This window comes from Stenotrophomonas sp. YIM B13575 (assembly GCF_042787595.1).
GTDB classification, from domain to species: domain Bacteria; phylum Pseudomonadota; class Gammaproteobacteria; order Xanthomonadales; family Xanthomonadaceae; genus Stenotrophomonas; species Stenotrophomonas lactitubi_B.
Genome location: NZ_JBHZOP010000085.1, coordinates 1 through 26,926 on the forward strand (window position 1 = coordinate 1; position 26,926 = coordinate 26,926).

General features: G+C 66.2%; 20 protein-coding genes. 14 read left to right on the forward strand and 6 right to left on the reverse strand.

Annotated elements, in window-relative coordinates:
- The first annotated feature begins 179 nt into the window (after positions 1 to 179).
- From ACFX4F_RS14090 to ACFX4F_RS14100, 3 genes are all read left to right on the forward strand, one after another.
- On the forward strand, positions 180 to 1,328 hold the full coding sequence (locus ACFX4F_RS14090) for a pyridoxal phosphate-dependent aminotransferase (RefSeq protein ID WP_380656297.1): 1,149 nt from the start codon (positions 180 to 182) through the stop codon (positions 1,326 to 1,328).
- A gap of 14 nt (positions 1,329 to 1,342) precedes the next feature.
- Positions 1,343 to 2,149, forward strand: coding sequence for an amidohydrolase (locus tag ACFX4F_RS14095; RefSeq protein WP_380656300.1), 807 nt, complete (start codon positions 1,343 to 1,345; stop codon positions 2,147 to 2,149).
- A gap of 105 nt (positions 2,150 to 2,254) precedes the next feature.
- A complete protein-coding gene (locus tag ACFX4F_RS14100) occupies positions 2,255 to 2,692 on the forward strand; it encodes a hypothetical protein (RefSeq protein WP_089236197.1) in 438 nt (145 codons plus the stop codon).
- A gap of 40 nt (positions 2,693 to 2,732) precedes the next feature.
- Here ACFX4F_RS14100 and ACFX4F_RS14105 read toward each other — a convergent pair whose 3' ends face one another.
- From ACFX4F_RS14105 to ACFX4F_RS14125, 5 genes are all read right to left on the reverse strand, one after another.
- Positions 2,733 to 2,975, reverse strand: coding sequence for a protein L (locus tag ACFX4F_RS14105; RefSeq protein WP_222388785.1), 243 nt, complete (start codon positions 2,973 to 2,975; stop codon positions 2,733 to 2,735).
- 170 nt (positions 2,976 to 3,145) lie between these two features.
- On the reverse strand, positions 3,146 to 3,868 hold the full coding sequence (locus ACFX4F_RS14110; protein WP_340570429.1) for a hypothetical protein: 723 nt from the start codon (positions 3,866 to 3,868) through the stop codon (positions 3,146 to 3,148).
- Between the two features lie 27 nt (positions 3,869 to 3,895).
- Complete coding sequence (locus ACFX4F_RS14115; protein ID WP_380656305.1) at positions 3,896 to 5,623, reverse strand: pseudouridine synthase; 1,728 nt, start codon at positions 5,621 to 5,623, stop codon at positions 3,896 to 3,898.
- Complete coding sequence (gene scpB / locus ACFX4F_RS14120; RefSeq protein ID WP_380656308.1) at positions 5,616 to 6,488, reverse strand: SMC-Scp complex subunit ScpB; 873 nt, start codon at positions 6,486 to 6,488, stop codon at positions 5,616 to 5,618. The genes ACFX4F_RS14115 and scpB overlap by 8 nt, the downstream gene beginning before the upstream one ends.
- A 13-nt stretch (positions 6,489 to 6,501) precedes the next feature.
- Positions 6,502 to 7,407: a ScpA family protein gene (locus tag ACFX4F_RS14125; RefSeq protein ID WP_025876498.1), complete on the reverse strand. Its 906-nt coding sequence runs from the start codon at positions 7,405 to 7,407 to the stop codon at positions 6,502 to 6,504.
- Positions 7,408 to 7,779: 372 nt separating this feature from the next.
- On the opposite strand from ACFX4F_RS14125, the gene ACFX4F_RS14130 reads away from it, so the two are divergent.
- The 10 genes from ACFX4F_RS14130 to ACFX4F_RS14175 all read left to right on the forward strand — a co-directional run bounded on the left by ACFX4F_RS14130 (position 7,780) and on the right by ACFX4F_RS14175 (position 21,626).
- Positions 7,780 to 8,079 (forward strand): YciI family protein, encoded by a 300-nt coding sequence (locus ACFX4F_RS14130; RefSeq protein ID WP_089238010.1) that lies wholly within the window; start codon positions 7,780 to 7,782, stop codon positions 8,077 to 8,079.
- Positions 8,076 to 8,351: a BolA family transcriptional regulator gene (locus tag ACFX4F_RS14135; RefSeq protein ID WP_099821172.1), complete on the forward strand. Its 276-nt coding sequence runs from the start codon at positions 8,076 to 8,078 to the stop codon at positions 8,349 to 8,351. Before ACFX4F_RS14130 ends, ACFX4F_RS14135 begins: the two co-directional genes overlap by 4 nt.
- 163 nt (positions 8,352 to 8,514) lie before the next feature.
- Positions 8,515 to 9,537, forward strand: a complete 1,023-nt coding sequence (locus ACFX4F_RS14140) for a LacI family DNA-binding transcriptional regulator (RefSeq protein ID WP_099821232.1) — start codon at positions 8,515 to 8,517, stop codon at positions 9,535 to 9,537.
- 76 nt (positions 9,538 to 9,613) lie between these two features.
- On the forward strand, positions 9,614 to 12,670 hold the full coding sequence (locus ACFX4F_RS14145) for a TonB-dependent receptor (RefSeq protein ID WP_099821171.1): 3,057 nt from the start codon (positions 9,614 to 9,616) through the stop codon (positions 12,668 to 12,670).
- A 244-nt stretch (positions 12,671 to 12,914) separates the two neighbouring features.
- Positions 12,915 to 14,519 carry a glucoamylase family protein gene (locus tag ACFX4F_RS14150; RefSeq protein WP_099821170.1) on the forward strand — a complete coding sequence of 535 codons (1,605 nt, stop codon included), beginning with the start codon at positions 12,915 to 12,917 and terminating at the stop codon, positions 14,517 to 14,519.
- Complete coding sequence (locus ACFX4F_RS14155; RefSeq protein ID WP_380656315.1) at positions 14,488 to 15,864, forward strand: sugar ABC transporter substrate-binding protein; 1,377 nt, start codon at positions 14,488 to 14,490, stop codon at positions 15,862 to 15,864. The genes ACFX4F_RS14150 and ACFX4F_RS14155 overlap by 32 nt, the downstream gene beginning before the upstream one ends.
- Positions 15,861 to 16,742: a carbohydrate ABC transporter permease gene (locus ACFX4F_RS14160; protein WP_089236186.1), complete on the forward strand. Its 882-nt coding sequence runs from the start codon at positions 15,861 to 15,863 to the stop codon at positions 16,740 to 16,742. Before ACFX4F_RS14155 ends, ACFX4F_RS14160 begins: the two co-directional genes overlap by 4 nt.
- On the forward strand, positions 16,739 to 17,575 hold the full coding sequence (locus ACFX4F_RS14165; protein ID WP_099821167.1) for a carbohydrate ABC transporter permease: 837 nt from the start codon (positions 16,739 to 16,741) through the stop codon (positions 17,573 to 17,575). The genes ACFX4F_RS14160 and ACFX4F_RS14165 overlap by 4 nt, the downstream gene beginning before the upstream one ends.
- Positions 17,572 to 20,739: a discoidin domain-containing protein gene (locus tag ACFX4F_RS14170; RefSeq protein ID WP_380656320.1), complete on the forward strand. Its 3,168-nt coding sequence runs from the start codon at positions 17,572 to 17,574 to the stop codon at positions 20,737 to 20,739. Before ACFX4F_RS14165 ends, ACFX4F_RS14170 begins: the two co-directional genes overlap by 4 nt.
- Positions 20,740 to 20,741: 2 nt before the next feature.
- Positions 20,742 to 21,626, forward strand: a complete 885-nt coding sequence (locus tag ACFX4F_RS14175) for an endonuclease/exonuclease/phosphatase family protein (protein ID WP_380656323.1) — start codon at positions 20,742 to 20,744, stop codon at positions 21,624 to 21,626.
- Positions 21,627 to 21,816: 190 nt separating this feature from the next.
- On the opposite strand, the gene ACFX4F_RS14180 is transcribed toward ACFX4F_RS14175, so the two are convergent.
- On the reverse strand, positions 21,817 to 25,053 hold the full coding sequence (locus ACFX4F_RS14180) for an Rne/Rng family ribonuclease (protein WP_380656326.1): 3,237 nt from the start codon (positions 25,051 to 25,053) through the stop codon (positions 21,817 to 21,819).
- A 406-nt stretch (positions 25,054 to 25,459) separates the two neighbouring features.
- Between ACFX4F_RS14180 and ACFX4F_RS14185 the strand changes: the two genes are divergently transcribed.
- Complete coding sequence (locus tag ACFX4F_RS14185; protein WP_100460541.1) at positions 25,460 to 26,434, forward strand: RluA family pseudouridine synthase; 975 nt, start codon at positions 25,460 to 25,462, stop codon at positions 26,432 to 26,434.
- The last annotated feature ends 492 nt before the right edge of the window (positions 26,435 to 26,926 follow it).

Below are 26,926 nucleotides of genomic sequence, written 5' to 3' on the forward strand. Positions count from 1 at the left end.
TGTAGCGGTGAATGTGACCCGGTAGCGCCGGGCCATGCCCGGCGAGCACGCGGCGCGGCTTGCCATCGGTGCGGCATGTGCAAAGAGCCGCCGGGCATGACCCGGCGCTACCGTCGGCGCCGCAGGCCGGGTCGGGATTTCGTACACTTCCAGCCCTTGTTTCCCCACAGCCCAGGCCGATGCAACCGAACACCAAGCTGCCCAAGGTCGGTACCACGATCTTCACCGTGATGTCCCAGCTCGCCGCCGAACATGGCGCGGTCAATCTCGGCCAGGGCTTCCCGGATTTCTCTGCGCCGCAGCGCCTGATCGACGAAACCAGCAAGGCGATGGCCGCCGGCCTGAACCAGTACCCGCCGATGACCGGGGTGGCACCGCTGCGCCTGGCCATCGCGCAGAAGTCACTGGACCTGTACGGCGCACAGGTCGATCCGGACACCGAGATCACCGTCACCAGCGGCGCCACCGAGGCGATCTTCAACGCCATCCACGCCGTGGTGCGTGCCGGTGAGGAAGTGATCGTGCTCGACCCGGCCTACGACTGCTACGAACCGGCGATCGAACTGGCCGGTGCCACTGCAGTGCATGTGCCGCTCGACCCGCAGACCTTTGCGGTGGACTGGGACCGCGTGCGTGCGGCGATCACCCCGCGCACCCGCCTGCTGATGGTCAACACCCCGCACAACCCGTCCGGCGCGATGCTGGACGAAGCGGACATGCAGGCGCTGGCCGATGTGCTGCGCGGCACGCAGATCTACCTGATTTCCGATGAGGTGTACGAGCACATCATCTACGACGGTCGCCGTCATGAATCGGCACTGCGCTACCCGGAGCTGCGCGAGCGCACCTTCGTCATCTCCAGCTTCGGCAAGACCTACCACTGCACCGGCTGGAAGATCGGCTATGCGGTGGCGCCGCCGGCGATGACCGCTGAATTCCGCAAGGTGCACCAGTACAACACCTTCACCAGCTTCGGCCCGGCGCAGTACGGTTTTGCCGCGATGATCCGCGACGAACCGCAGCATCACCTGGAACTGGGCGCGTTCTATGAAGCCAAGCGCGACCGCTTCCGCGAGCAGCTGGCTGGCACCCGCCTGAAGGCGCTGCCGGTGCCGGGCGGCTACTTCCAGCTGGTCGACTATTCGGCCATCAGCGACCTGCCGGACCACGAGTTCGTGAAGTGGCTGACCATCGAGAAGGGCGTCACCGCCATCCCGCTGTCGCCGTTCTACGAAACCGCGCCGGCCGGCCAGCGGTTGGTGCGCCTGTGCTTCGCCAAGAACGAGGCCACCCTGGACGCGGCGATCGAACGCCTGCGCCTGCTGTGAGCGGAGAAGACAGCATGCAGGACCTGCGCATTTCCCTCGTCCAGGGCGACACCCGCTGGCACGACCCGGCCGGCAACCGTGAGTACTACGGTGCGCTGCTGGCGCCGCTGGCCGGGACCACCGATCTGGTGATCCTGCCGGAAACCTTCACCAGTGGCTTTTCCAACGAGGCCATCGCCCAGGCCGAAGGCATGGACGGCCCGACCGTGGCCTGGGTGCGCGAACAGGCCAAGGCCCTGAACGCGGCGGTGATCGGCAGCGTGCAGCTGCGCGATGGCGAGGGCGTCTACAACCGCCTGCTGTTCGCCACCCCCGATGGTGACCTGCAGTACTACGACAAGCGCCACCTGTTCCGTTACGGCGGCGAGCACGAGCGCTATGCCGCCGGCCGCGACCGCCTGTGCGTGGAATGGAAAGGCTGGCGGATCAATCCGCAGGTCTGCTACGACCTGCGTTTCCCGGTGTTCTGCCGCAACCGCTACAACGTCGAGCGTGTTGAACAACTGGACTTCGACCTGCAGATCTTCGTCGCCAACTGGCCGTCGGCGCGCGCCTATGCGTGGAAGACCCTGCTGCGCGCGCGGGCGATCGAGAACCTGTGCTTCGTCGCCGCAGTCAACCGCGTGGGCGTGGATGGCAACCAGCTGCATTACGCCGGCGACAGCGCGGTCATCGACTTCCTCGGCCAGCCGCAGGTGGAGATCCGCGAGCGGCAGCAGGTGGTGACCACCACCATTTCCGCCGAAGCGCTGGCTTCGCACCGTGCACGCTTCCCGGCGATGCTCGATGCCGACGCCTTCCATCTGGATGTGCAGGCCTGATACGGCGGCTGAACGCCTGCCGCCTCACCGCGCGCGCCTGCATCCAACGTGCACGCGCGCGCTGCTAGATTCGCCCACATTCCGACCGATGTGGACGTGTTGCCGATGAATACCAAGCCCTTTGCCCTGCTGCTGGCGCTGGCCGCCGCGTCGCTGGCCCCGACCGCTCAGGCCGGCGGCAACCTCGATTGCCAGCTGCGCTACAACCTGTCGGGCTGGTCGCTGATCTACAAGACCGCCTCGGGCAACGGCACCATCCACTGCACCAACGGCGCCAGCATGCCGGTGCGGATCCAGCTGAAGGGCGGCGGCCTGACCGTCGGCAAGTCGAAGATCACCGATGGCCGTGGCAGCTTCACCGGCGCCAGCAGCGTCGGCGAGCTGCTGGGCACCTACGCCTCGGTCGGTGCACACGCCGGTGCGGTGAAGTCCAGCAACGCGCAGGTGATGACCAAGGGCGATATCTCGCTGGCCCTGTCCGGCACCGGCAAGGGCTGGGACCTGGGCGTCGACGGCGCGGCGTTCACCATTAGCCGGCGTTGACTTAAAAAAGGGGACGGAGGAGATCCGTCCCCTTTTTGCGTCAGACGCCGTCGGTATTGGTGCGCACGATCAGCTTCCAGCGGATGTCGCCCTGGTGAGGCGAGTGCTGGTGATGGGATTGGGGCGGGAACGGGTCGTTCTTGTTGCACGTCACTTCACGCTTGCAGCCCTTGCAGCGATAGATGCCCGAGACCTGAACCTTCTCGGCCGGGCCGTAGGTGTCAGTCCATACCTGTGTGGCCTTCTCTGCCTGCAGGTGCGCTGCTTCGGTGTACCACGCCATCGTCATTCCCTCATGTTGTTGATGAGGCTTCACGATAGTGATCCGCCGCGCCGCTCGCGTCGACCTGTGGCACGAATTGCACGTTTTCAAACAATTCCCAAGCGCGCTCCACTACGCAGAAACCCCGGCCGTGGCCGGGGTTTTCCGTGTGTCGCACCGTCAAGGACGGCTTACTGCTGGGCCAGCAACCAGGCCAGGGTGCCGCGGTGCGGCTTGGGCAGGGTGGCTACAGCGTTGAACATCGTGCGCGAGGCCCAGCATACGTCAGCCGGTGCGGCGGTTTCCATGTGCGGCATGATGGCCATGGCGCGGGATCGCACCGCATCGCTGGGCAGGCTGGCCATGAAGGCTTCCGAAGCTGCCTGGATCTGCGCTTCGCTGATCTTGCTCGGCGGGCGTTGTTCCAGCTCGGCGATGCCGGCCTGGTAGCTCATCTCGAACCAGGCGTCGATATCTGCAGGCGGGAGTTTTTCAAGCTGGGCGAAGAACAATGTGCTCAGCTGAGCCACTTCGGCAGCGGTGGTCGCACGGGAAATCCGCGCGCAGTCCTCCACCGGCATGGCGTGCAGGACGCTTGCCATGACCTTGGCGCGTTGCTCCAGGCGCTGCGGTGGCAATCGCGTAATGCCGTCGAGGGTCAGCTGAGCGCCGACCTGTAGTGCTTTATCCTTGCTGCCGGCCTGCTTGATGCGCTCCGTATAGCGCGGATCCACGATCAGCCGGCGCACCATCCGGTCCGTGGGGGCGTACAGCGGGGAAGATTTCGGCCACGGGTTCTGTGTGGCGGCCAGTTCCTGCTTAAGGCGGTTGGCGGCGCGTTCGCAGCCACCCGCCACCAGCATCAGGGCCAGCAGGGCGCCCATGCGGGCGCCCAGAGACAACATCCGTGTCATCGATCGTTCCATCCTGGTTGGGTTGGATCAGCCGCCGCGCGGGCCACTGCGACGCGGGCCACCCGGGCCACGGTTGCCGCCGGGGCCACCCGGGCCGCGGTTGCCACCCGGGCCACCGGGACCACGGTTGCCACCGGGACCACCCGGACCGCGGTTGCCACCCGGACCACCCGGGCCACGGTTACCGCCCGGACGTGCATTCGCATTGCCGCCCGGACGACCGTTGCCGGCCGGACGCGAGGTGCCGTACGGACTGAAGCCCGGATTGGCGTGGTCGGACGGGAAGCTCGGGGCATTGCCCGGATGGCCGTACGGGTGCTTGTTGCCCTGGCCCTGCGAGCGGTTGCCCGCACCGGCCGGACGACCCTGGCCGCCGGCGCCACCGCGTCCTTCGCCACCGTAGCCGCCGCGACCTTCACCGCCGTAGCCACCACGACCCTGGCCGCCACCGGCGCCTGCACCCGGACCCTTCGGCTTGCCGTACGGACGGCCCTGGCCGCCGGCACCTGCACCTGCGCCCGGACCACGGGCACCCGGGCCACGTGTACCTGGACCGGCATTGCGGTGGCCGCTCGGGCCGGTGCTGACGCCATCCGGCACGTACCAGGTACGGAATGCGGCCGGATTGCCTTCCGGCAGCGAACGGTCGTTCTTCGGCGCGCGCTGCTTGAACGGGCGCTGCGACTGCTTGGCTGCGGCTTCACCGCTGACCGTCAGGCCGCCCTTGAAACCACCGCCACCCTTGCCGCCGCGACCGCGGCCGCGATCTTCGCGCACGTTGTCGAAACGACGCAGTTCGCGACCTTCATCGGCGGTGTTGTGACCGTTGACGTAGGCGTTGCCGCGGCCACCTTCGCGCACGCGCACGGTGGTCTTGGCGGCACGACGCTGGCCGATCACCGGCTGCAGGGTCAGGGCCGACGGCGCGCCTTCTTCCAGCTTCAGTTCGGCGCGCAGCGCTTCGACCTGGCTGCCCGGCAGTTCGACGGACTGGCCGCGGGCCAGTTCGCGCGGCAGGCTGACCTTGCCGTAGCGGGTGCGCTTGAGGCGGCTGACCTGGCAGCCCTGCGATTCCCACAGGCGGCGCACTTCGCGGTTGCGGCCTTCCTTCACCACGACGCGGAACCAGTCGTGCGAATCGGTACCGCCGATGCGTTCGATCTCATCGAACTTGGCCGGGCCATCTTCCAGCGCGACACCACGGGTGAGGCGGTCGACGACGGCGTCAGGCACCTTGTCCTCGCCTTCCGGGGCACGCACGCGCACCACGTACTCGCGCTCGACCTCGAACGAGGGGTGCATCATGGCGTTGGCCAGCTCACCGTCGGTGGTCGCCAGCAGCAGGCCGGTGGTGTTGATGTCCAGGCGGCCGACGGCGATCCAGCGGGCACCCTTCAGCGCCGGCAGGGATTCGAACACGGTCGGGCGACCTTCGGGGTCTTCGCGGGTGGTCACTTCGCCTTCCGGCTTGTTGTAGACCAGCACGCGCGAGGGCTCGGCCAGCGCGGTGGCGACGAAGCCGCGACCGTCGAGCTCGATCTTGTCGCCGCTCTTGACCGACATGCCGGTCTGCGCGACTTCACCGTTGACCTTGACCAGGCCTTCGGCGATGCGCTGTTCCAGCGCACGACGCGAGCCGAGGCCGGCCTGGGCCAGGACCTTGTGCAGGCGTTCTTCCAGCTTGAACTGTTCGGACGTGGCTTCGCGCTTGAGCGAAAGCTTGTTCAACGAGGGCTTGCGGGGGGTGTCACTCATCAGTTTTGCTCCGGCCGACGGTTTCGAGGTCGGCCTCTGGTTCGGAATCGGCTTGGTCAACAGCCACGGTCGTCTTCGCGACGGCGTTGTCTTCGCGTTCGTTCACTGTCACCGCGCGCTCGCCCGGCGCGGAATCGGGGTGCCCATCATCGGAGGGCGAAGGTGCTTGCTCATCGTCGGCCGCCGCAGGGAATGCGTCGGCAGAATCGGGGGTGTCGCCGGCGGTCATGCCGGTGTCGTCATTTGCAGCGGCGTCCGGGTCGGCGCTCACGTCCGGGCCGTCGGCACTGGCGACCGGCGGTGCGTCGCGATCCAGCGCCAGCTGCGGTTCCAGGTCGCCCAGGTCCTTCAGCTCGGAAAGGGGCGGCAGTTCGTCCAGGCGTTTCAGCCCGAAGTAGTCCAGGAAGCCCTTGGTGGTGCCGAACAGGGCCGGCTTGCCGGGTACGTCGCGGTGGCCGACCACGCGGATCCACTCGCGCTCTTCCAGCGCCTGGATGATGTTGCTGCTGACCGCCACGCCGCGCACCTGCTCGATCTCGCCACGGGTGATCGGTTGCCGGTAGGCGATCAGTGCCAGCGTTTCCAGGGTGGCGCGGGTATAGCGGGTCTTGCGTTCGGTCCACAGCCGGCTGATCCAGCCATGTACTTCAGCGGTCACCTGGTAGCGGAAGCCGGAGGCCACCTCCACCAGTTCCACGCCACGGTCCTGACAGCCTTCGCGCAGCCGTTCCAGCGCACGTTCGATGCTGCCCGGCGGAGCCGGCTCATCTTCCGGGAACAGGTCCTTCAGCTGGGCCAGGGTAAGCGGCTGGCTGGAGGCCAGCAGCGCACCTTCGACAATGCGGTTGATCAGCGTTTGATCCATCGGCAGTCAGCGCTCACTCGTTTTCATTGGCGGCGTCGTTGTCGTCGAATTCGCTGCTGAACTGCAGCGGGGCATTGGTGTTGCCGGCGGCCAGGGACTTCACGTAGATCGGCGCCAGCGGTTCTTCCTGCACGAGGTCCAGCAGCTGCTCCTTGGCCAGTTCCAGCACCGCCAGGAACGTGACCAGCACGCCCAGCTTGCCTTCTTCGGCGGTGAACAGGTTTTCAAAACGATAGAACCTGCCGTCTTCAAGCCGTCCCAGCACTTCGCCCATACGCTGCCGGACACTCAGTGCCTCGCGCTTGATCGCGTGGCCGGTGAACAGCTCGGCGCGCTTGAGCACGTCGTGCAGCGCCATCAGCATTTCCTTCAGGTCCACCGGCGGCGGCAGCTTCACTGCGGCGCGCTCGGGCATGAAGGCATGCGCCACGGTGGTATCGCGGTCCTGCCGGGGCAGGGCGTCGATATCCTCGGCAGCCTGCTTGAAGCGTTCGTACTCCTGCAGCCGTCGCACCAGCTCCGCACGCGGATCGGCTTCCTCGCCCTCCACGCTGGGGGGGCGGGGCAGCAGCATGCGCGACTTCACTTCCGCCAGGATCGCCGCCATCACCAGGTACTCGGCGGCAAGCTCGAAGCGCAGCTCGCGCATCACGGTGATGTATTCCACGTACTGCCGGGTGATCTCGGCCACGGGGATGTCCAGCACGTCCAGGTTCTGCCGGCGGATCAGGTACAGCAGCAGGTCCAGCGGTCCTTCAAAGGCGTCCAGGATGACTTCCAGCGCATCCGGCGGGATGTACAGGTCCTGCGGAATCTGCAGGACCGGTTGCCCATGCACCACGGCCAGCGGCATTTCCTGCTGCTGGGGGGCGGGCGGCCGGGTTGGCGTGTTCGCGTCGAGCGCGAGTTCGGAAGTCATCTAATGGAGATCAGGATTGCAACGGACCAGTCGCGGCAGCTGGCACACCGGGCAACTGCCACGGACCGCCAGGACACCAGGCACGCCTGTCTCGGCGCGGTTCCACACATCAAACAACAGGACGCTCCGCAGGACACGGCAGCGACAGGACTACGGGAGGTCGTCTACGGGGCCCGGTCGTGTGGACCGGTTCGAAGCAGCGGGTCGGTCGTCGGGGGCTGCGTTGGCCGCAAAAACCGACGGGCTGCTGCATCCAGCCACGTGCAATGGTTGCTAGGGTAAGCCTTTGCCGCGCCAGTGTCCAGCCGAGGCCGGGCAGGGGGCGGGATTGGCTAGAATCGCTTCACCAGCAACGCGAGCGAGGAAATGCCGGTGTGGTATGTGATTGAAGGTTACGACGGCCAGGATGTACTGGCCCAGCGGCTGCAGGCGCGGCCCGAGCACCTGGCGCGGTTGACCGCACTGCGCGATGAAGGCCGCCTGCTTCTGGCGGGGCCGTGTCCGGCGATCGACAGCGAAGACCCGGGCCCGGCAGGGTTCAGTGGCTCGGTGGTGATTGCCAGCTTCGACTCGCTGCCGCAGGCCCAGGCCTGGGCCGATGCCGACCCCTACGTCGCCGCAGGCGTCTACGTGCGGGTGCAGGTGCGTCCGTTCCGCAAGGTGCTGCCGTGAACGCGAAACGCATCGAGCAGATTCGTGATGCGCTGCAGCAAGCGCTGGCCCCCAGCGTGCTTGAGATCGAAGACGACAGCCATCGCCATGCAGGCCACGCTGGAGCGCGCGATGGTCGCGGCCATTTCAACGTGCACGTGGTCAGCGAGCGCTTCGCGGGACTGGCCCCGCTGGCCCGTCATCGCGCGGTCTACGCAGCGCTGGGCACGCTGATGGAAACCGACATCCACGCGTTGTCCATCCGCGCACATACCCCGTCAGAGCAGGGCTGAAACCCTGTCCCGAGCTGTCCTGGCAGGTCCGTTGGGGACCTGCCAAGGACAGATTCCTGTGTCCGTTTAGGGACATTCGCCTAACGGACTGTTTACAAGCGCAGATGGAAACGCTTACATTCCGCGCCATTGCTGGTGGATCCAAGCCGTGGAGGGCGGCTTCGTGAACAAAGCAGCCATAACAATCAAAGACGTCGCCCGTGAAGCCAAGGTCTCTGTGGCCACGGTTTCGCGCGCGCTCAACGGGCATGAAAATGTCGCCGAACCGGTCCGCCAGCTTGTGCTGGAGGTGGCCGCACGGCTGCGTTACACCCCGCACGCCGCTGCCCGCAGCCTGAGCAGCCGCCGCACCAATACGGTGGGCGTGGTGCTTCCAGACCTGTACGGCGAATTCTTCTCCGAACTGATGCGCGGCATCGACAACGTCGCCCGCAGCCGGCGCCAGCACCTGCTGGTGTCGAGCTATCACGGCGACCAGGAGCAGCAGGGCGCAGCCCTGCGCGCCATGCGCGGCCGGGTCGACGGTCTGCTGGTGCTCTCGCCCTATGCGGAGAGCCCGGGGTTCCTGACTGACAACCTGCCGCAGGCGTTGCCGACGGTACTCATCAACACCTACCTGCCTGGGCAGGACCATCCGGTGTTGAGCATCGATGACCATGCCGGGGCGATGGCGATGACCCGCCACCTGCTCGACGTCGGTCATCGGCGCATTGCATTCATTTCTGGCCCGGACCTCAACTTCGACGCGCGTGAGCGCCTGCGCGGCTTCCGTGATGCGCTGGCGGCTTTTGGCGGTGGCGCCGAGGGGATCGAGTTGCCCGGTGATTTCGACGAAGCTTCCGGCCATCGCGCCGGTCAGGAGTTGCTGGCAGCCGGCACGCTGCCCGATGCCGTATTCGCCGCCAACGACATGATGGCCCTGGGTTGCCTGTATGCCTTCGCGCAGGCAGGTGTCCATGTGCCCTCCGATGTCGCCCTGGCCGGTTTCGATGACATTCCGCTTGCGCGTTTCGTCCACCCGTCGCTGACCACCATGCAGGTCAGCATCGCCGAGCTGGGCGATCGGGCGATGTCGCGTTTGTTGCAGTTGATGGACGGCACCTCCACGGATGGGACAGGTGACAAACAGACCCTGGTCCCGCGCCTGATTGTTCGCGATTCCACCACTCCGCCATCCGGCCATTGAAGCCAGAGGCGTTCCTTCTTTTTTGATTGATCGCAGGTGCCGCGCAAGCGGTCACCGCCACCCGGAGATTGAGTTGATGATGCATTCCACGATCCGCACGCCGGCGCGCCGGCTGCTGAGCACCGCCCTGGTCAGCTGCCTGATGCTGGCCGCCGCCCCGAACGTCATGGCGCAGTCGGCCAACGCCAGCCTGCGTGGCCAGGTGTCCGGCGCGCAGGCCGGTGCCGAAGTCACCGCCACCAACATCGCCACCGGTACCGTGCGTCGCGGCACCGTGCGCGCCGACGGCAGCTATTCGCTGATGGGCCTGGACCCGGGCACCTATGACGTGGTGGCCAACGGCCAGACCCAGAAGGTCACCGTCACCGTCGCCTCGACCTCGACGCTCAACTTCGCTGGCGCCGCCGCCGGTGGCACCGGTACGACCGCCGCCACCAACCTGGACACCGTCAACGTCGTCGCGCCGACCCTGCTGCAGGAAGTGCGCACCTCCGAAGTCGGCAAGACCGTCAGCCTGCAGCAGATCCAGACCACCCCGCAGGTGTCGCGCAACTTCCTGGAGTTCGCCGACGCGGTGCCGGGCCTGATCTTCACCCGTGATGCCAAGGGCAACACCTCGCTGCGCGGCGGTGCCACCAATTCCGACGGTACCAACGTCTACATCGACGGCGTGGGCCAGAAGAGCTACGTCAAGGGCGGCGGCGTGGCCGGCCAGTCCGGCAGCGCCGGCAACCCGTTCCCGCAGCTGGCCATCGGCGAATACAAGGTCATCAGCGGCAATTACAAGGCCGAGTACGGTCAGGTGTCGAGCGCCGCAGTGACCGCTGCCACCAAGTCCGGTACCAATGAATTCAAGGGTGAGGCGTTCTACCGCTACACCGATGAGGACATGCGCGCCAAGACCCCGGCCGAGCGCCAGGGCGGCAAGGACAAGATGGTCTCGGCCGAGAAGGAATACGGTTTCGCCCTGGGCGGCCCGATCATCCAGGACAAGGCCCACTTCTTCGTGACCTATGAAGCCAAGCGCTTCGACCTGCCGGTCACCATCGCGCCGGACGGCGCGGTCACCGGTGCTGCCGGCCTGCTGCCGCCGGCAGGCGCCGCCGGCCTGGGCCCGGCCAGCCAGCCGTTCCAGCAGGATCTGATCTTCGGCAAGATCGACTTCGAGCCGACCGACAACGATCGCATCGAACTGACCTTCCAGGACCGCGATGAAACCCAGTCGCAGTTCAGTGGCCAGACCTCGCCGGAAGCCGGCCGTGAAGTGGTCAACACCGACCGTCGTTACGCCCTGCGCTGGAACCACAGCGGCGAGCGTTACTACAACGAAATGATGGTCACCCATGAAGATTCGTTCAACAACCCGACGCCGCTGACCCTGGCCAACGGCATCACCTACACCGCACCGGACGGCACCGAAGACCGCACCGTGGTGAAGATCGGTGGCGCATCGGCACTGGATTCGCAGGTGAAGGGCCAGAAGGGCTGGTCGATCGAAGACAACCTGACACTGGATGGCATCCAGTGGGCGGGCGACCACACCATCAAGATGGGCGTGAAGTACAAGGCGATCGACCTGTACGCCTCCGATGCGGCGCAGATCAACCCGACCTTCACCTACAGCCTGGGCGATCCGGACTTCCCCGATTCCATTCCGTACAAGGCGCAGTTCGTCAAGCCGGTGACCGGCGTGGATGGCGTGTCCGGTGAAGTGCGTTCGAAGTCCAAGCAGTACGGCGTGTTCATCCAGGACGACTGGCAGGTCAACGACCACCTGCAGCTGAACATCGGCCTGCGCTGGGACTACGAAAAGACCCCGTCCTACCTGGACTTCGTCACCCCGCAGGCCGTGGTCGACGCGATCTATTCGCAGGATCCGCGCGGCCCCGCCGGCCAGACCTACGCCGATTCGCTGGCGCTGGGCGGCCTGGACATCAGCGACTACATCAGCAACGGCCACAACCGCAAGGCATTCAAGGATGCCTGGCAGCCGCGCCTGGGCTTCTCGTATGACATCAACGCCGACGAGCAGCACGTGATCCACGGTGGTGCCGGCCGTTCCTACGACCGCGACCTGTTCGACAACCTGCAGCTGGAAACCACCAAGCTGGCCCTGCCGCAGCCGACCATCTACTTCCGTAACCCGGCCACCGGCACCTGCATCAACGGCCAGGCCGCCTGCTATGACTGGAACCCGAACCTGCTCAACGGCATCGGCAACCTGCAGAGCCTGGTCGGTGCGACCAGCAATGCTGGCCTGGAAGTGGATCTGCTGAACAACAAGCTGAAGGCTCCGTACTCGGATCAGTTCAGCCTGGGCATGAGCAACCAGATCGGTGACTGGCTGACCGACGCCACCATCGCTCGTACCCTGAGCTACGACGGCTTCGCCTTCACCCTGGGCAACCGTTACCCGACCGGCCAGTTCTTCGATGACCCGCGCCTGTGCGGTGGCACCGAGCCTGGCCTGAGCCAGGCATGGAGCTGCAACGTGCCGGGCTTCGGCAGCCTGATCATCGGCCAGCAGGGCATCAAGACCCGTGCGACCCAGATCCTGCTGTCGGCGCAGAAGCCGTTCACCCAGGAAAGCGGCTGGGGTACCTCGATCGCCTACACCTGGACGACCGCGCGCCACAACCGCGACATCAACGAGAAGTACGCCTTCGACCGCGGCCTGATCGAGGATTACCCGACCATCCGTTCCAACGGCGCGCCGCGTCACCGCTTGGTGGTCACCGGTTCGTACGCGGGCTTCTGGGGCATCACCTTCGGTGGCAAGATCACCCTGGCCACCCCGACCGCCGTCAATGACTGGTACCCGGTGCCGCAGGCCAGTGGCTACAACTTGCCGACTCCGCAGGCGGCTGTGCCCAACGCCAATGGCAAGTTCCTGCTGGGCGGCAAGATCTTCGGCTACCGTTCGGTCGACCTGCAGGCGACGAAGACGTTCAAGATGCCGGGCGATACGGAGCTGTACGCGCGTATCGACATCATCAACGTGTTCAACTTCGACAACTTCTCCACCTACAACTACGTCAAGAGCAACGGCAAGCTGCAGGCCAGCTACAACGAGACCGGCGACATCATCGGTACGCCGCGTCAGGTCAAGGCCGAAGTGGGCTTCCGCTTCTGATTGCGGGAAGTTGATGCAGTACGGAGCCCTCGGTTCGCTGATGGCTCCGGTTTCAACGGCAATGGCCGGCCTCCGGGCCGGTCCATTGCCCACGCCATTGCCAGGCAGGGGGCAATGGCGTGGGCAATGACCGCGGTGTCATCGACCACGTTTCCGTGGTTTTTTAAGACCGCACTTTGTAAACGATTTCAGGTCATTGGACGTTATGCTCTTTCATCGATCAGCCCACCGGAGGAACCGCGCCATGCAGGCACGCCACCTGATGACCGCCGCTGCGATGACCCTGGCCATCGCCGCCTGCAAACCGGCCCAGCAGGAGCCTGCCAAGCCGCGTCCGCCGGTGATCCTGATCGAGGCGGACGCACCGCCGCGGCCGATGAAGCCTGAGCTGCCGCCGCTGTTTGATGACATCGAGCGCCGCACCTTCCAGTTCTTCTGGGATACCACCAACGAGATCAACGGCCTGACTCCGGACCGCTATCCGTCGCGGCCGTTTGCCAGCATCGCCTCGGTCGGCTTCGCCCTGACCGCCTATCCGATCGGCATCGAGAACGGCTGGATCAGCCGCAACCAGGCGATCGACCGCACCTTGACCACCCTGAAGTTCTTCCGTGATGTGCCGATGGGCCCGCAGCGCACCGGCAAGGCCGGCTACAAGGGCTTCTACTACCACTTCCTGGACATGCAGGAAGGGCGCCGCTACGACAGCTGGGTGGAACTGTCCTCGGTGGACACCGCGCTGCTGATGATGGGCGTGCTGTTCGCCCAGTCGTACTACGACGGCGACGATCCGCGCGAGAAGGAAATCCGGCAGATCGCCGACACCCTGTACAAGCAGGTCGACTGGCCGTGGCTGCAGCAGCGTGCGCCGCTGATCTCGATGGGCTGGTTCCCCGAGAACGGCTTCATCGACCATGACTGGATGGGCTACAACGAGGCGATGATGGTCTACATCCTCGCCCTGGGTTCGCCCAGCCATCCGGTCAGCCCGGATGCGTGGACGGTGTGGACGCGCACCTACGACAACGACTGGGGCGTCTACCAGGGCCAGGAATACCTGTCCTTCGGCCCGCTGTTCGGCCACCAGTACAGCCACGTCTGGATCGATTTCCGCGACATCCAGGATGCCTACATGCGCGAGCGTGGCAGCACCTACTTCCTCAACAGCCGTTCGGCCGCGCTGGCCCAGCGAGAGTACGCCATCGCCAATCCGATGAACTGGAAGGAGTACGGCGAGAACGTGTGGGGCCTGACCGCCAGTGACGGTCCGCAGAACACCACCCAGGAATACCGCGGCGAGCAGCGCCAGTTCCGCCATTACTCATCACGCGGCGCAGGCCTGCGCGAGAATTTCGATGACGGCACGATCGCGCCAACCGCGGCGATCTCCTCGGTCGTGTTCGCGCCTGAGGAAGTGATCCCGGCCACGCTGGAGATGCACAAGCGCTACGGCGACTACATCTACTCCAGCTATGGCTTCCTGGATTCGTTCAATCCCAGTTTCAACTACGACATCCCGATCAAGACCGGGCGCGTGGTGCCTGATCGCGGCTGGGTCGCCAGCGATTACATCGCCATCGACCAGGGCCCGATCCTGACCATGATCGCCAACTACCGCAACGACTTCGTCTGGGATGTGATGAAGAAGAACCCGTACATCCGCAAGGGCCTGGAACGGGCGGGCTTCAGTGGTGGCTGGCTGGCGCCGGAAGGTTCCTTCCAGCCGCTGGAGCTGCAGAAGGATGAGAAGGCCGCAGCAGCACGTGCGGTCGGTATCGCTGAATCACGTGCGGCCGCCGCGCAGGAACAGAAAAACAATGCCAACCGCAACACCGGCCAGGGGAAGTAACAAGGTGCACGACTGGAAACACCGCCTGCGACGCTGGGCATTGCCTGCACTGGCCGCGCTGGTCATCGCCGGCTGTGCCCGCCAGGAGCAGGGCACCACCACCGTGCGCTTCTGGGCGATGGGGCGCGAGGCCGAAGTGGTCAGCGAGCTGATCCACGAATTCGAAGCGGAGAACCCCGGCATCAAGGTCGATGTGCAGAACATCCCGTGGACGGCCGCGCACGAAAAGCTGCTGACCGCGTTCGCTGCCGATGGCCTGCCCGACGTGTGCCAGCTCGGCAACACCTGGGTGCCCGAATTCGCCGAACTCAACGCGCTGACGCCGCTGCAGCCGTTCGTGCGGCGCTCGACCGTGGTCGATCCGAAGGACTATTTCCAGGGCATCTGGGATACCAACGTGATCCACGACGAGCTGGTCGGCGTGCCGTGGTACGTCGATACCCGCCTGATCTACTACCGCAAGGACCTGTTGGCCAAGGCCGGCTTCGACCACCCGCCGCGCACCTGGGCGGAATGGAACGAGCAGATGGCCGCGATCAAGCGCATGCAGGGCCCGAACCGCTATGCGGTGCTGATGCCGATCAACGAGTTCGAGCAGCAGCTGTCGCTGGCGCTGCAGCAGCCGGACCCGCTGCTGCGTGATGACGACACCCGTGGCAATTTCTCCAGCCCTGGCTTCCGTCGCACGCTCGGTTTCTACGCCAACATGTTCGAGCAGGGCTGGGCGCCGAAGATGTCCGAGACGCAGATCTCCAACGTCTGGGATGAATTCTTCCGCGGCTTCAACGTGTTCTACATCTCCGGCCCCTGGAACATCCGCGAGTTCAAGAAGCTGCAGCCGAAGGAACTGGAAGGAAAGTGGGGCACCGCCGCATTGCCTGGCCCTGAGGGTCCGGGCGCGGGCATCGCCGGTGGCACCAGCCTGGTGATCTTCCGCAAGTCGCAGCAGAAGGAAGCCTCCTGGAAGCTGATCGAGTTCCTGTCGCGGCCGGCAATCCAGGCGCGCTTCCACGCGATCATCGGCGACCTGCCGCCGCGCCGCAGCACCTGGAACGCGCCGTCGCTGGCCAACGATCCGCTTGCCGCCGCGTTCCGCGACCAGCTGGAGCGGGTCAAGCCGACCCCGAAGGTGCTCGAATGGGAGCGTATCGTGCAGGAAATGCGCATCGTCACCGAACAGGTGGTGCGCGGTGGCCTGCCGCAGGACAAGGCCGTGGCCGAACTGGACCAGCGCGTGGACAAGGTGCTGGCCAAGCGTCGCTGGATGCATGAACAACAACGCCTGCAGCGCAGCGCACCCCCCTCGGGTTCGACCAGTGCAGTCGCGGCCGGGAGCCCGCAATGAAACGTTCTTCCCTTGCCGGCTGGATCTTCGCCGGCCCCTCGCTGATCGTGCTTGGTGTGTTCTTCGGCCTGCCGGTGGCCTCGGCGCTGGCGCTGAGCGTGACCGACTTCGACCTGTACGCGCTGGCCGACAGCAGCAACCTGCGCTTCGTGGGCCTCGGCAACTACATCGACCTGCTGCAGACGCCGATGTTCTGGAAGTCGCTGTGGAACACCACGTATTTCGTGGTGATCGGCGTGCCGCTGTCGATCGGTGTGTCGCTGGGCGCGGCGATGCTGCTCAATGCCCCGGCGGCGCGCTTCAAGGCCCTGTTCCGCACCGCGCTGTTCGCGCCGGTGGTGACCACGCTGGTGGCAGTGGCGGTGATCTGGCGCTACCTGTTCCACACCAGCTACGGCCTGGTGAATTACGGCCTCGGCCACCTGGGCATCAGTCCGATCGACTGGCTGGGCGATCCCAACTGGGCGATGCCGACCATCATGCTGTTCGCGGTCTGGAAGAACTTCGGCTACAACATGGTGATCTTCCTGGCCGGCCTGCAGGCGATCCCGCATGACCTGTACGAGGCCGCGCGCATCGACGGCGCCTCGCGCTGGAAGCAGTTCCTGCACATCACCCTGCCGATGCTCGGCCCGGTGCTGCTGGTGGTCGGGGTGATCACCGTGTCCGGTTACTTCCAGCTGTTTGCAGAACCTTACGTGATGACCCGCGGCGATCCACTGCAGAGCACCGTCAGCGTGCTGTATTTCATGTTCGAGGAAGGCTTCAAGTGGTGGAACCTGGGACGCGCCTCGGCTGTGGCGTTCCTGCTGTTCCTGATCATCCTGGCGGTGACCACCGTGATGCTGCGCTTTGGCCGCAAGAGGCAGTTGGTATGAGTCGTGAAATCGGCCAGTCACGCTGGCACCCGTGGATGATCAACGGCGCGCTGCTGGTGCTGGCCCTGGTCAGCCTGGCACCGTTGCTGTGGATGCTGTCGGTCTCCTTCATGCCCCAGGGCGAGGCCACGCATTTCCCGCCGCCGCTGCTGCCGTCCAGCATCACCACGCACAACTACACGGAGCTGTTCGCGCGTACCGGCATGGGCGGCAACTTCGCCAACAGCCTGCTGGTGTCGCTGGCGATCACCCTCGGTTCGCTGCTGCTCAACACGATGGCCGGCTACGCCTTCGCCAAGCTCAACTTCGCCGGCCGTGAGCGCCTGTTCCAGGTGCTGATGGCGGCGCTGGTGATCCCGGCGCAGGTGGCGATGCTGCCGCTGTTCCTGCTGATGAAGCAGCTGGGCCTGGTCAACAGCTTCGGCGGCGTGATCGTGCCGGCGCTGGCCAGCGTGTTCGGCATCTTCCTGGTGCGCCAGTACGCCCGCTCGATTCCCGATGAGCTGCTGGAAGCCGCACGCATCGACGGGGCAGGGGAGCTGCGGATCTTCTTCCAGATCGTGTTGCCGATGCTGAAGCCGGTGCTGGTGACACTGGCGATCTTCACCTTCATGGGCGCCTGGAACGATTTCATGTGGCCGCTGATCGTGTTGACCGACCAGGAGCACTACACTTTGCCGGTGGCGCTGGCCACCCTCTCGCGCGAACACATCATGGACGTGGAAATGATGATGGCCGGCGCGGTGGTCACCGTGGTCCCGGTGCTGGCGCTGTTCCTGGTGCTGCAGCGGTACTACATCCAAGGATTGTTGCTGGGGAGCGTGAAGGGATGAAGCGTGCGATCGCCGTTGGACTGGGCCTGTTGTGGTCTTCCCTGGCGATCGCCGCACCACCGGCGCTGCCCGCGCCGAAGGTGCTGGATGATTTCGACGACATCAGCGCATGGAAGCTGGTGTTGTCCGACCAGGTCAGCGGCTCGCTGCGGCCGGTCAGTGGCGCCGGCGGTGGCCGCGCGCTGTGCCTGGATTACGACTTCCATGAGGTCTCCGGCTACGTCGGCATCCGTCGCCCGCTGAACATCGAGTACCCGGCCAACTACCGTTTCGGTTTCCAGCTGCGCGGTGATTCGCCGGCCAACGACCTGCAGTTCAAGCTGATCGACGCCAGCGGCGACAACGTGTGGTGGGTCAACCGCCCCGGCTACGCTTTCCCGAAGGCGTGGACGCCGGTGGAGTACCGCCGCCGACAGATCGACAAGGCCTGGGGACCATCGCCAGAGAAGGACATGGCGCGCAGCGCGTCGATGGAATTCACGATCTACAGCAAGGTCGGCGGGCGTGGCACGGTGTGCTTCGACAAGCTGACCCTGCAGGGCCTGCCCGCGCAGGATGATTCGGCGCTGCGGCCCTCGGTGATCGCCGATACCGCAACCGCGCTGCAGGACCGGATGATCGACGGCAAGTCCGATACCTTCTGGATCAGTGGCGGGGTCAAGCAGCAGACCATCAGCCTGGACCTGCACAAGAGCCGCGAGATCGGCGGTGCGGTGATCGACTGGCTGCCGGACCTGGAAGCGAACCGCTATACCGTGCGTACCTCCGAGGACGGTCGTGACTGGCGTACCGTGCGCGAAGTGACCGCCGGCGCCGGAGGCCGCGACTGGCTGGCACTGCCCGACACCGATGCGCGCTACGTCCGTTTCGATCTGCAGGGCGGACCGAACTGGCGCTACGGCATCCGTGACATCACCCTGAAGCCGCTGGCGTTCGCCGCGACCCCCAATGCCTTCCTGTCCTCGGTGGCGGCCGACCTGCCGCGTGGCACATTGCCGCGCGCCTACGTCGGCGAGCAGCCGTACTGGACCCTGTTGGGCCTGGACGGTGGCCAGGAACAGGCGTTGATCAGTGAGGACGGCGCACTGGAGCCGGCCAAGGGCAGCTTCAGCATCGAGCCGTTCATCCGCCTCGACGGCAAGCTGCTGGATTGGGCCGACGTTGCCATCACCCAGTCGCTGCAGGATCGCTACCTGCCAATCGCAACGGTCGACTGGGTGCACGAGAAGGCCGGCCTGTCGGTGACCAGCTTCGTGCAGGGCACGCCCGAACGCGCGCAGCTGATCGGGCGCTACCGCTTGAGCAACCCGGACAAGGTCGCGCACGAATACACCCTGGCACTGGCGATCCGCCCGTGGCAGGTCAATCCGCCCACCCAGTTCCTCAACACGGTGGGCGGCTTCAGCCGCATCGACAGCCTGGACGTGGGCGAGCAGCTGGTGCGCATCAATGGCGAACCGCGGCTGTATCCCCTGCAGGTGCCGGATGCGCGCTTTGCCAGCAGTTTCGACGGCAAGCTGGATGCGATGCACCTGGCCAGCGGCAAGCTGCCCGCCACCACCGCCGTGAAGGATCCGACCGGCATGGCGTCCGGCGCGCTGCTGTACACGATCAAGCTCGAACCCGGGCAGAGCCGCGAGGTGGCGATCGTGCTGCCGCAGACCGGCAGCTGGGCGCCGCAGGCGCTGGACGTGGCCAAGGCACAGCAGCAGGTTGCGGCAATGTGGCGCGACAAGCTGGGGGCCGTGACCCTGCAGGTGCCAGCTGCCGGCCAACCGCTGGTGGAAACCCTGCGCACCGCGGTGGCGCACATGCTGATCTCGCGTGTCGGCCCGCGCCTGCAGCCGGGTACGCGCTCGTACGCGCGCAGCTGGATCCGCGATGGCGCGATGATCTCCGAAGGCCTGCTGCGGATGGGCCGCAGCGATGCCGTGCGCGACTACGTGACGTGGTACGCGCCCTATCAGTTTGAGAATGGCAAGGTGCCGTGCTGCGTCGATGCGCGTGGCAGCGATCCGGTGCCGGAGAACGACAGCCACGGCGAGTTGATCTACAACATCGCCGAGTACGGCCGTTACACCGGCGACAGCGCCTTCCTCGAGCAGATGTGGCCGCATGTGCTGGGCGCCTACAGCTACATGGAACAACTGCGCGGCAGCGAGCGCACCGAGGAGAACCGTGCGCGCAATCCTGCCTTCTACGGGATGATGCCGGCCTCGATCAGCCACGAGGGCTATTCGGCCAAGCCGATGCATTCGTACTGGGACAACTTCTGGGCGCTGCGTGGTTACAAGGATGCCGCGCAGCTGGCGGCGCAGCTGGGCAAGGTCGAGGCGATGCAGATCAGCGAATCGCGCGATCAGTTCCGTGATGACCTGCAGGCCTCGCTGCTGGCGGCCATGCAGCAGCACCGCATCGACTACCTGCCGGGTTCGGCCGAGCTGGGTGACTTCGACGCCACCTCCACCACGATCGCGTTGGCACCGGGCGGCGAGCAGGGGCGGTTGCCGCAGGAGGCGGTGGACGCAACCTTCCAGCGCTACTGGAACGAATTCGTCGCGCGCCGCGATGGCAAGCGCGAATGGAAGGACTACACGCCGTACGAATGGCGCAACGTCGCCGCGTTCGTGCGCCTGGGCTGGCGTGATCGTGCCTGGCAGGCCACCGAGTTCTTCTTCAAGGATCGCGCGCCGCAGGCCTGGAACCAGTGGGCCGAGGTGGTCTCGCGTACGCCGCGCAAGCCGTTCTTCGTGGGTGATCTGCCGCATGCCTGGGTGGCCTCGGACTTCGTCCGTTCGGCGCTGGACATGTTCGCCTACAACCGCGATGCGGATGAGGCGCTGGTGCTCGCTGCCGGTATCCCGGTGGCGTGGCTGCAGGGCGAGGGCATCGCCGTGCAGGGCCTGCGCACGCCGCAGGGCCAGCTCAACTATCGCCTGCAGCGCAGCGACAAGCAGCTGGTGCTGGAAGTGCAGCCGGGCCTGGTGCCACCGGCCGGCGGCGTGGTGCTGCCATGGCCGTATGCAGGCGAACACGGCCAGGCGACGGTCAATGGCGAGACGGTGGAATGGATCAACAACGAGCTGCACGTGCACCAGTTGCCGGCACGGGTCGAGATCGATGTGCCGAGCGCGGTGCGCCGCGCCGAACGCAAGGAAAAGTAAGCATGCGAGGTCCGCTCGGAATCGGTCGCGGTTTCTGCGCGCTGGGGCTGGCGATCGCGCTGGCCCTGCCCGGATTGGCAGCAGCCGCCGTGCCGGCCAGCACCGCCGATGCGGCCACAGCGGTCGGCGAGCCCGGCATGAGCATGGTGACGTTCAACCTGCACCACGACCGCGAGGACTGGCCCAGCCGTCGCCGCACGATCGTGGCTGAGCTCAAGCGCCTGCAGCCCGATGCCATCGCGTTGCAGGAAGTGATCCAGAAGCGCAACGTCCGCAACCAGGCGCAGTGGCTGGCCAGCCAGCTCGGTTACCGCTACGTATTCGTGTCCACCGATCCGGTGGGAGCGCCCAAGCGCTACGGCAATGCACTGCTGACCCGGCGCCCGATCCTGGCCCGTGGCGAGCACCTGCTGCTGCCGCTGGATGACTACCGCACCGTGGCCCATCTGCGCATCGACGTGGACGGCCAGCCGGTCAATGTCTATGCCACCCATCTCAACGAGCGCAGTGACGACGCCGGCCAGCGCATCCGCCGCAGCCAGGTCGAGGACCTGCTGCGTTTCATTGCCGGCAGCGCTGCGGGTGCGCCGGTGGTGATTGCCGGCGACTTCAATGCACTGGTCGATGCCGGCGATCTGAGCGAGCTGCGCAGCCATTACGGCGACAGCTACGGCAGCGTGCACGTCAACACCGACCTGGCCGGTGTCAGTACGCTCAACCGTCATTACTACCAGGCACCGTCGCGGATCGACCACATCTTCTTCCAGCAGGACCAGATGGTCGCGCGCGAAGCGAAGATCCTGTTCGACCAGCCGGATGACGGCGGCCGTTGGGCCTCGGATCACTACGGGGTGTGGACCCGGCTGCAGTTCGCGCCAGCACACTGACGCACGCCTCGGTAAAGGCCAACCTTGGTTGGCACAGGCGCTCCCGCATGCATGAAACCCACGGCGCCAACCAAGGTTGGCCTCTACCAGGGCGTGCCCTCTTGATGGCAGGGGACGGTGGCCGCCAGACACAAAAAAACGGCGGGGATCATCGATCCCCGCCGTTTCGTTGTTGCCGATCAACGATGGATCAGGCGGCAGGCGGCGTGCGCTTGCCGGCGTCCTCGTCTTCTTCCGAGGCCTGCGCGTCGGCGGCCTGTGCGGCAGCGTCGGCGTGGCCATCAGCGATCGGATCGACCGCCGCCGGCACGACCGGATCGGCGACCGGTGCAGCGGTTTCCACCGGTGCGGCTTCGACAGCCACCGGGGTTGCCGGCTGCTCGACGACCGGGGCGACTTCAACCTCGGCCTTCGGTTCGACCACCGGAGCGGCTTCAACCACCGGCGCAACGTCAGCCACCACCGGCTTCGGCTCCGCCACCGGTGCGGCTTCGATCACCGCAGTCGGTTCAGCGACCGGAGCTGCTTCGATCGCAGCGGCAGCCTCGACCACCGGCGGCTTCACCTCGCTCACCGCCGCTGCTTCGGGCGCCGGCTGTACCGGCGTCGCTGCATCGATGGCATCCAGCATGCTGGTCTGCACCGGCGACGGGGTCGGTTCGACCTTGGCGACGGCTTCCAGCGGAGTCGGGGTCTGCACCGCGGCGGCGACCGGAGCGGCTGCTTCGACCACGGCGCTGCTCACAGCAGCGACCGGGGCAACCGCGGCGGCTACCGCAACCGGTGCACGTGCCGGCTTGCCGGCATCAGCGGCGGCCGGCTCGACTTCGTCATCGAAATCGAATTCCGGCTGCGAACGCAACGGCTGCACGGCGGCAACCGGGGTGTTCACCGAAGCCTGTGCAGCCTGCTCGGCGGAATCGCCGTCGTTGTCGTCGCCCTCGGCATCATCGCCGTCGTCCAGGTCATCACCCAGCGCGTCACCGCCTGCGGCGTTCTCGGCACCACCACGACGACGACGACGACCACCGCGACGGCCGCGACGACGGCGGGTTGCGCCTTCGCCGGTCTGATCGCCTGCTGCATCGGTCGTTGCGTCTTCGACAGCCCCGGTCACAACCACGACCTCGGCATCGGTCGACGCGACGGTATCCACGGCCGCGACAGTGCCGACCACGTTTTCAGTGGCAACGGCGGGTGCCAGTGCCTTCTCTTCCTGCGCGACGGCCGTGGCGGCAACTGCAGTCGTGGTGGCCACGGCAGCAGCTGCGGTCACCACATCAGCCGGGGCTTCGGCAGCGGCACGCTGCGGCTTCTCGGCCGGCTTGTCAGCGTCCTGCGGACGCGGCTGCTTCGGCTGCTTCAGCTTCGGCTGCTGCTGGCCCTGGCCCTGTTCGTTGCGCGGCTTGTTCTGCTGCTGCGGCTGGGCATCCTTCTGCTTGCCCTGCTGCTGCGGCTGCTGCTGGCCATTGCCATTGGCGGGGTTGCCGCCGTTGCCGCCCTGGCGGCCATCCTTGCGCTGCTCACCGCGGTCCTTGCGGTTGCCGCCGTCCTTCTGCTGCTGCGCATTGCCATTGCCGCCGTTGCCGCGGCTGTCTTCGCGGCGGTCCTTGCGGTCCTTGTTGCGATCCTTGTTGCGGTCACGGCGGCCGCCATCCTGCGGCTGGCGCGCGGCCGGAGCCGGGGCCGGGGCAGGAGCGGGCTCGCCGCCAAAGATGCGCTTCAGCCAACCCACCACGCCACCGCTGGCGGCAGCAGCCGGGGCCGCTGCGGCCACCGGTGCCGGTGCCGGGGCAGCGACCGGCTCCACTTCCTCGCGCACCGGGGCGGGCGAGTTGTGCTTGACCTGGGTCACCATCGGCGGCGGGATGTTCAGCTGGCCCTTGGTCAGCGCGTGCACCGGCAGCTTGCGCGGGGTGCCACGCTGGTAGCTCGGCTTGCCGCTTTCCTCACCCAGTTCGTTGTCGCGCAGGCGGGTGACCGTGTAATGCGGGGTGTGCAGCTGCTCGTCGGCGACGATCACGATCGGCGCCTCGTGGCGCTTCTCGATTTCGCCCAGCGCGCCGCGCTTCTCGTTCAGCAGGTAATTGGCGATCTCCACCGGGGCCTGTACCAGCACCTGCCCGGTGTTCTCCTTCATCGCATGCTCTTCAGCGACGCGGATGATCGACAGCGACAGCGACTCGACGCTGCGCATGCGGCCATGGCCGTCGCAACGCGGGCAGACGATCTGGCTGGACTCGCCCAGGCTCGGGCGCAGGCGCTGGCGGCTCATTTCCAGCAGGCCGAAGCGCGAGATGCGGCCGACCTGCACGCGTGCACGGTCGTACTTCAGCGCGTTCGCCAGGCGGTTCTCGACCTCGCGCTGGTGCTTGTTGGAGGCCATGTCGATGAAGTCGATCACCACCAGGCCGCCGAGGTCACGCAGGCGCAGCTGGCGGGCCACTTCCTCGGCCGCTTCCAGGTTGGTCTGGAACGCGGTGTCCTCGATGTCGCTGCCCTTGGTGGCGCGCGAGGAGTTGACGTCGACGGCCGTCAGCGCTTCGGTCTGGTCGACCACGATCGAGCCGCCCGACGGCAGGCGCACGTTGCGCTCGTAGGCGCCTTCGATCTGCGATTCGATCTGGAAGCGGTTGAACAGCGGGATGTCGTCCTTGTAATGCTTGAGCTTGCGCAGGGTCTGCGGCATCACCTGCTGCATGAACTCCTTGGCGTGCTCGTACATCTCCTCGGTGTCCACCAGGATCTCGCCGATGTCGGCGCGCAGGTAGTCACGCAGGGCGCGGACGATCAGGCGCGATTCCTGGTAGATCAGGAACGGGGCCGGCTTGCTCAGGGCGGCTTCGGCGATGGCGCGCCAGACGTTCAGCAGGTAATCCAGATCCCACTGCAGTTCTTCCGCATCGCGGCCGACGCCGGCGGTACGGATGATGACGCCCATTTCGTCGGGAATGTTCAGCTTGTCCAGGGCGTCCTTCAGGGCAGCCCGGTCTTCACCCTCGATGCGACGGGAGACACCGCCGGCGCTGGGCGAATTCGGCATCAGCACCATGTAGCGGCCGGCCAGGGAGATGAACGTGGTCAGGGCAGCGCCCTTGTTGCCACGTTCTTCCTTGTCGACCTGGACGACGATTTCCTGGCCTTCCCGCAGCAGCTCGCGGATGCCGGCCTTGTTGTGGTCGACACCGGCCTGGAAGTAATCGCGGGAGATTTCCTTCAGCGGCAGGAAGCCATGGCGGCCGCCACCGTATTCAACGAAGGCCGCTTCCAGCGAGGGCTCGATGCGGAAGATCCGGCCCTTGTAGATGTTGGACTTCTTCTGTTCCTTGGACGGCTGCTCGATGTCGATGTCATACAACGACTGGCCATCCACGATGGCAACACGCAGCTCTTCAGCCTGTGTGGCGTTGATCAGCATTCGCTTCATTGTTGCGTTCCTCGCAAGCGGCTACCGCGCGGAACGCCATGGAGTTTCGCCTCTGGACACGGCTCGCCGCCCATTCGCGCAAGCGCGGGGAGGGCGGCTTGGGTTTCCAGCGCTACGACACCACGGCAGGCCGCGGGAGCGCTTCAATTTTCTGGTTTTGGGTGTTGCAGGGCCGGAGGCAGCTGTCAGCCAGGCTGGAGCGCCGCACGGGACATGTTCAGCGCGACTGCGTGTCAGGCAATCGGCGATGGCCGGGAACGCCGGTGAGCCGCTAACATGGCCGCCCCGCGGGCGGTGGTCGCGCACTGTGCCGGATTCGTCGGAAGCTGGGCTTCTGGCCCTGAGTAACTTCCAACGAAATCAATCCCTTATCTCGCCCCCCGAGTGTAACAGAATAAACAGGCTGATGACTGCACAAGACCCCACCAAGCCGGCCGGCGACAAGCCTTCCGTGCGCATGATCACCGTTCCGGCCGACCGCGCCGGCCAGCGCCTGGACAATTTCCTGCTCGGCCAGCTCAAGGGTGCCCCGCGCAGCCTGGTCTACAAGCTGGTCCGCAGCGGCCAGGTCCGCGTCAATGGCGGCCGCGCCAAGGCCGAGCGCAAGCTGGAGGCCGGCGACGAAGTGCGGATACCGCCCGTTCGTCTCACCGAAGAAGGAGACAAAGCCGGGCCGCCGGAGGCGTTCATGCGTCGGCTGGAGCAGGCCATCGTCTTCGAAGACGCCCGCCTACTGGCGCTGAACAAGCCGACTGGCGTCGCCAGTCATGGCGGCAGCGGCATCAGCTTCGGCGCCATCGAGACCCTGCGTGCCCTGCGCCCCGGGCAGACCCTGGAGCTGGTCCACCGGCTGGACCGTGACACCTCTGGCCTGCTGATCGTCGCCAAGAAGCGTTCGGCGCTGAGCGAGCTGCAGGCGCTGCTGCGTGAAGACCACGGCTCTGGCATCCGCAAGCGCTATCTGACCCTGCTTGCCGGGCGCATGCCGGACGGTGTGATGACGGTCGATGCGCCGTTGCACGTGGGCCTGCGCCAGGGTGGCGAGCGCCACGTGCAGGTCAACGCGATCGGCAAGGAGTCGATCAGCCACTTCCGGGTGCTGGAGCGCAAGGGCGGCCATTCGTACTGCGAAGTGCGCATCGAAACCGGCCGCACCCACCAGATCCGCGTGCATGCCCAGCATCTGGGGCATCCGGTGGCCGGTGACGACAAATACGGCGATCCGGCAGTCAACAAGCGGCTTCGTGAGCAGATCGGGCTGAAGCGCCTGTTCCTGCATGCCGCGTCGCTGGAGTTCGCGCTGGACGACGGCAAGAGCCCGTATGTGCTGAGCGCGCCGCTGGCGGATGAGCTGGTCGAGGCGTTGGACAGACTCCGCTGACGGCAGTTCGGCGGCGCCGGGGGCTTGGTCGGTACCGTCGTTCCCCTGCGATGAGTGGGCTTGTCACTTTCTTTGCTCGTGCACCGCGCTGCAGGAGCAACGCGGAACGGCGCAGCCGGCCCGCAGGGTGGCGCACATGGATGTGTGCCATCAAGAAAGTAACCAAAGAAACACGCCGCCATCCGCGAGCCGGCGCCGCGCGCCGGTACCCTGTGCTCCTCGCTCCGCCGAGGGGCGGCGCGGAACTCGCTGCGCTCAGACACCCGCGCCTCTTTGCCCTCGCCGGACCTGCGGTGCTCGGCTCGCTACAAGGCGGACCCGACAGCCGCAGCGTAGACCCATGGCTGCTCGCAGCCTTTGTAGAGTCGAGCGAGCCTCGACTCACGCGCGTAGCGCGGGCTTCGCTTTTCATTCTTTCATTGCGCGGCTGGCACGCACGTAGCCTGTCCGAGGCCGGGCGAGGTGGGTTTGCGGCGTCCCCCGCAAACCCAC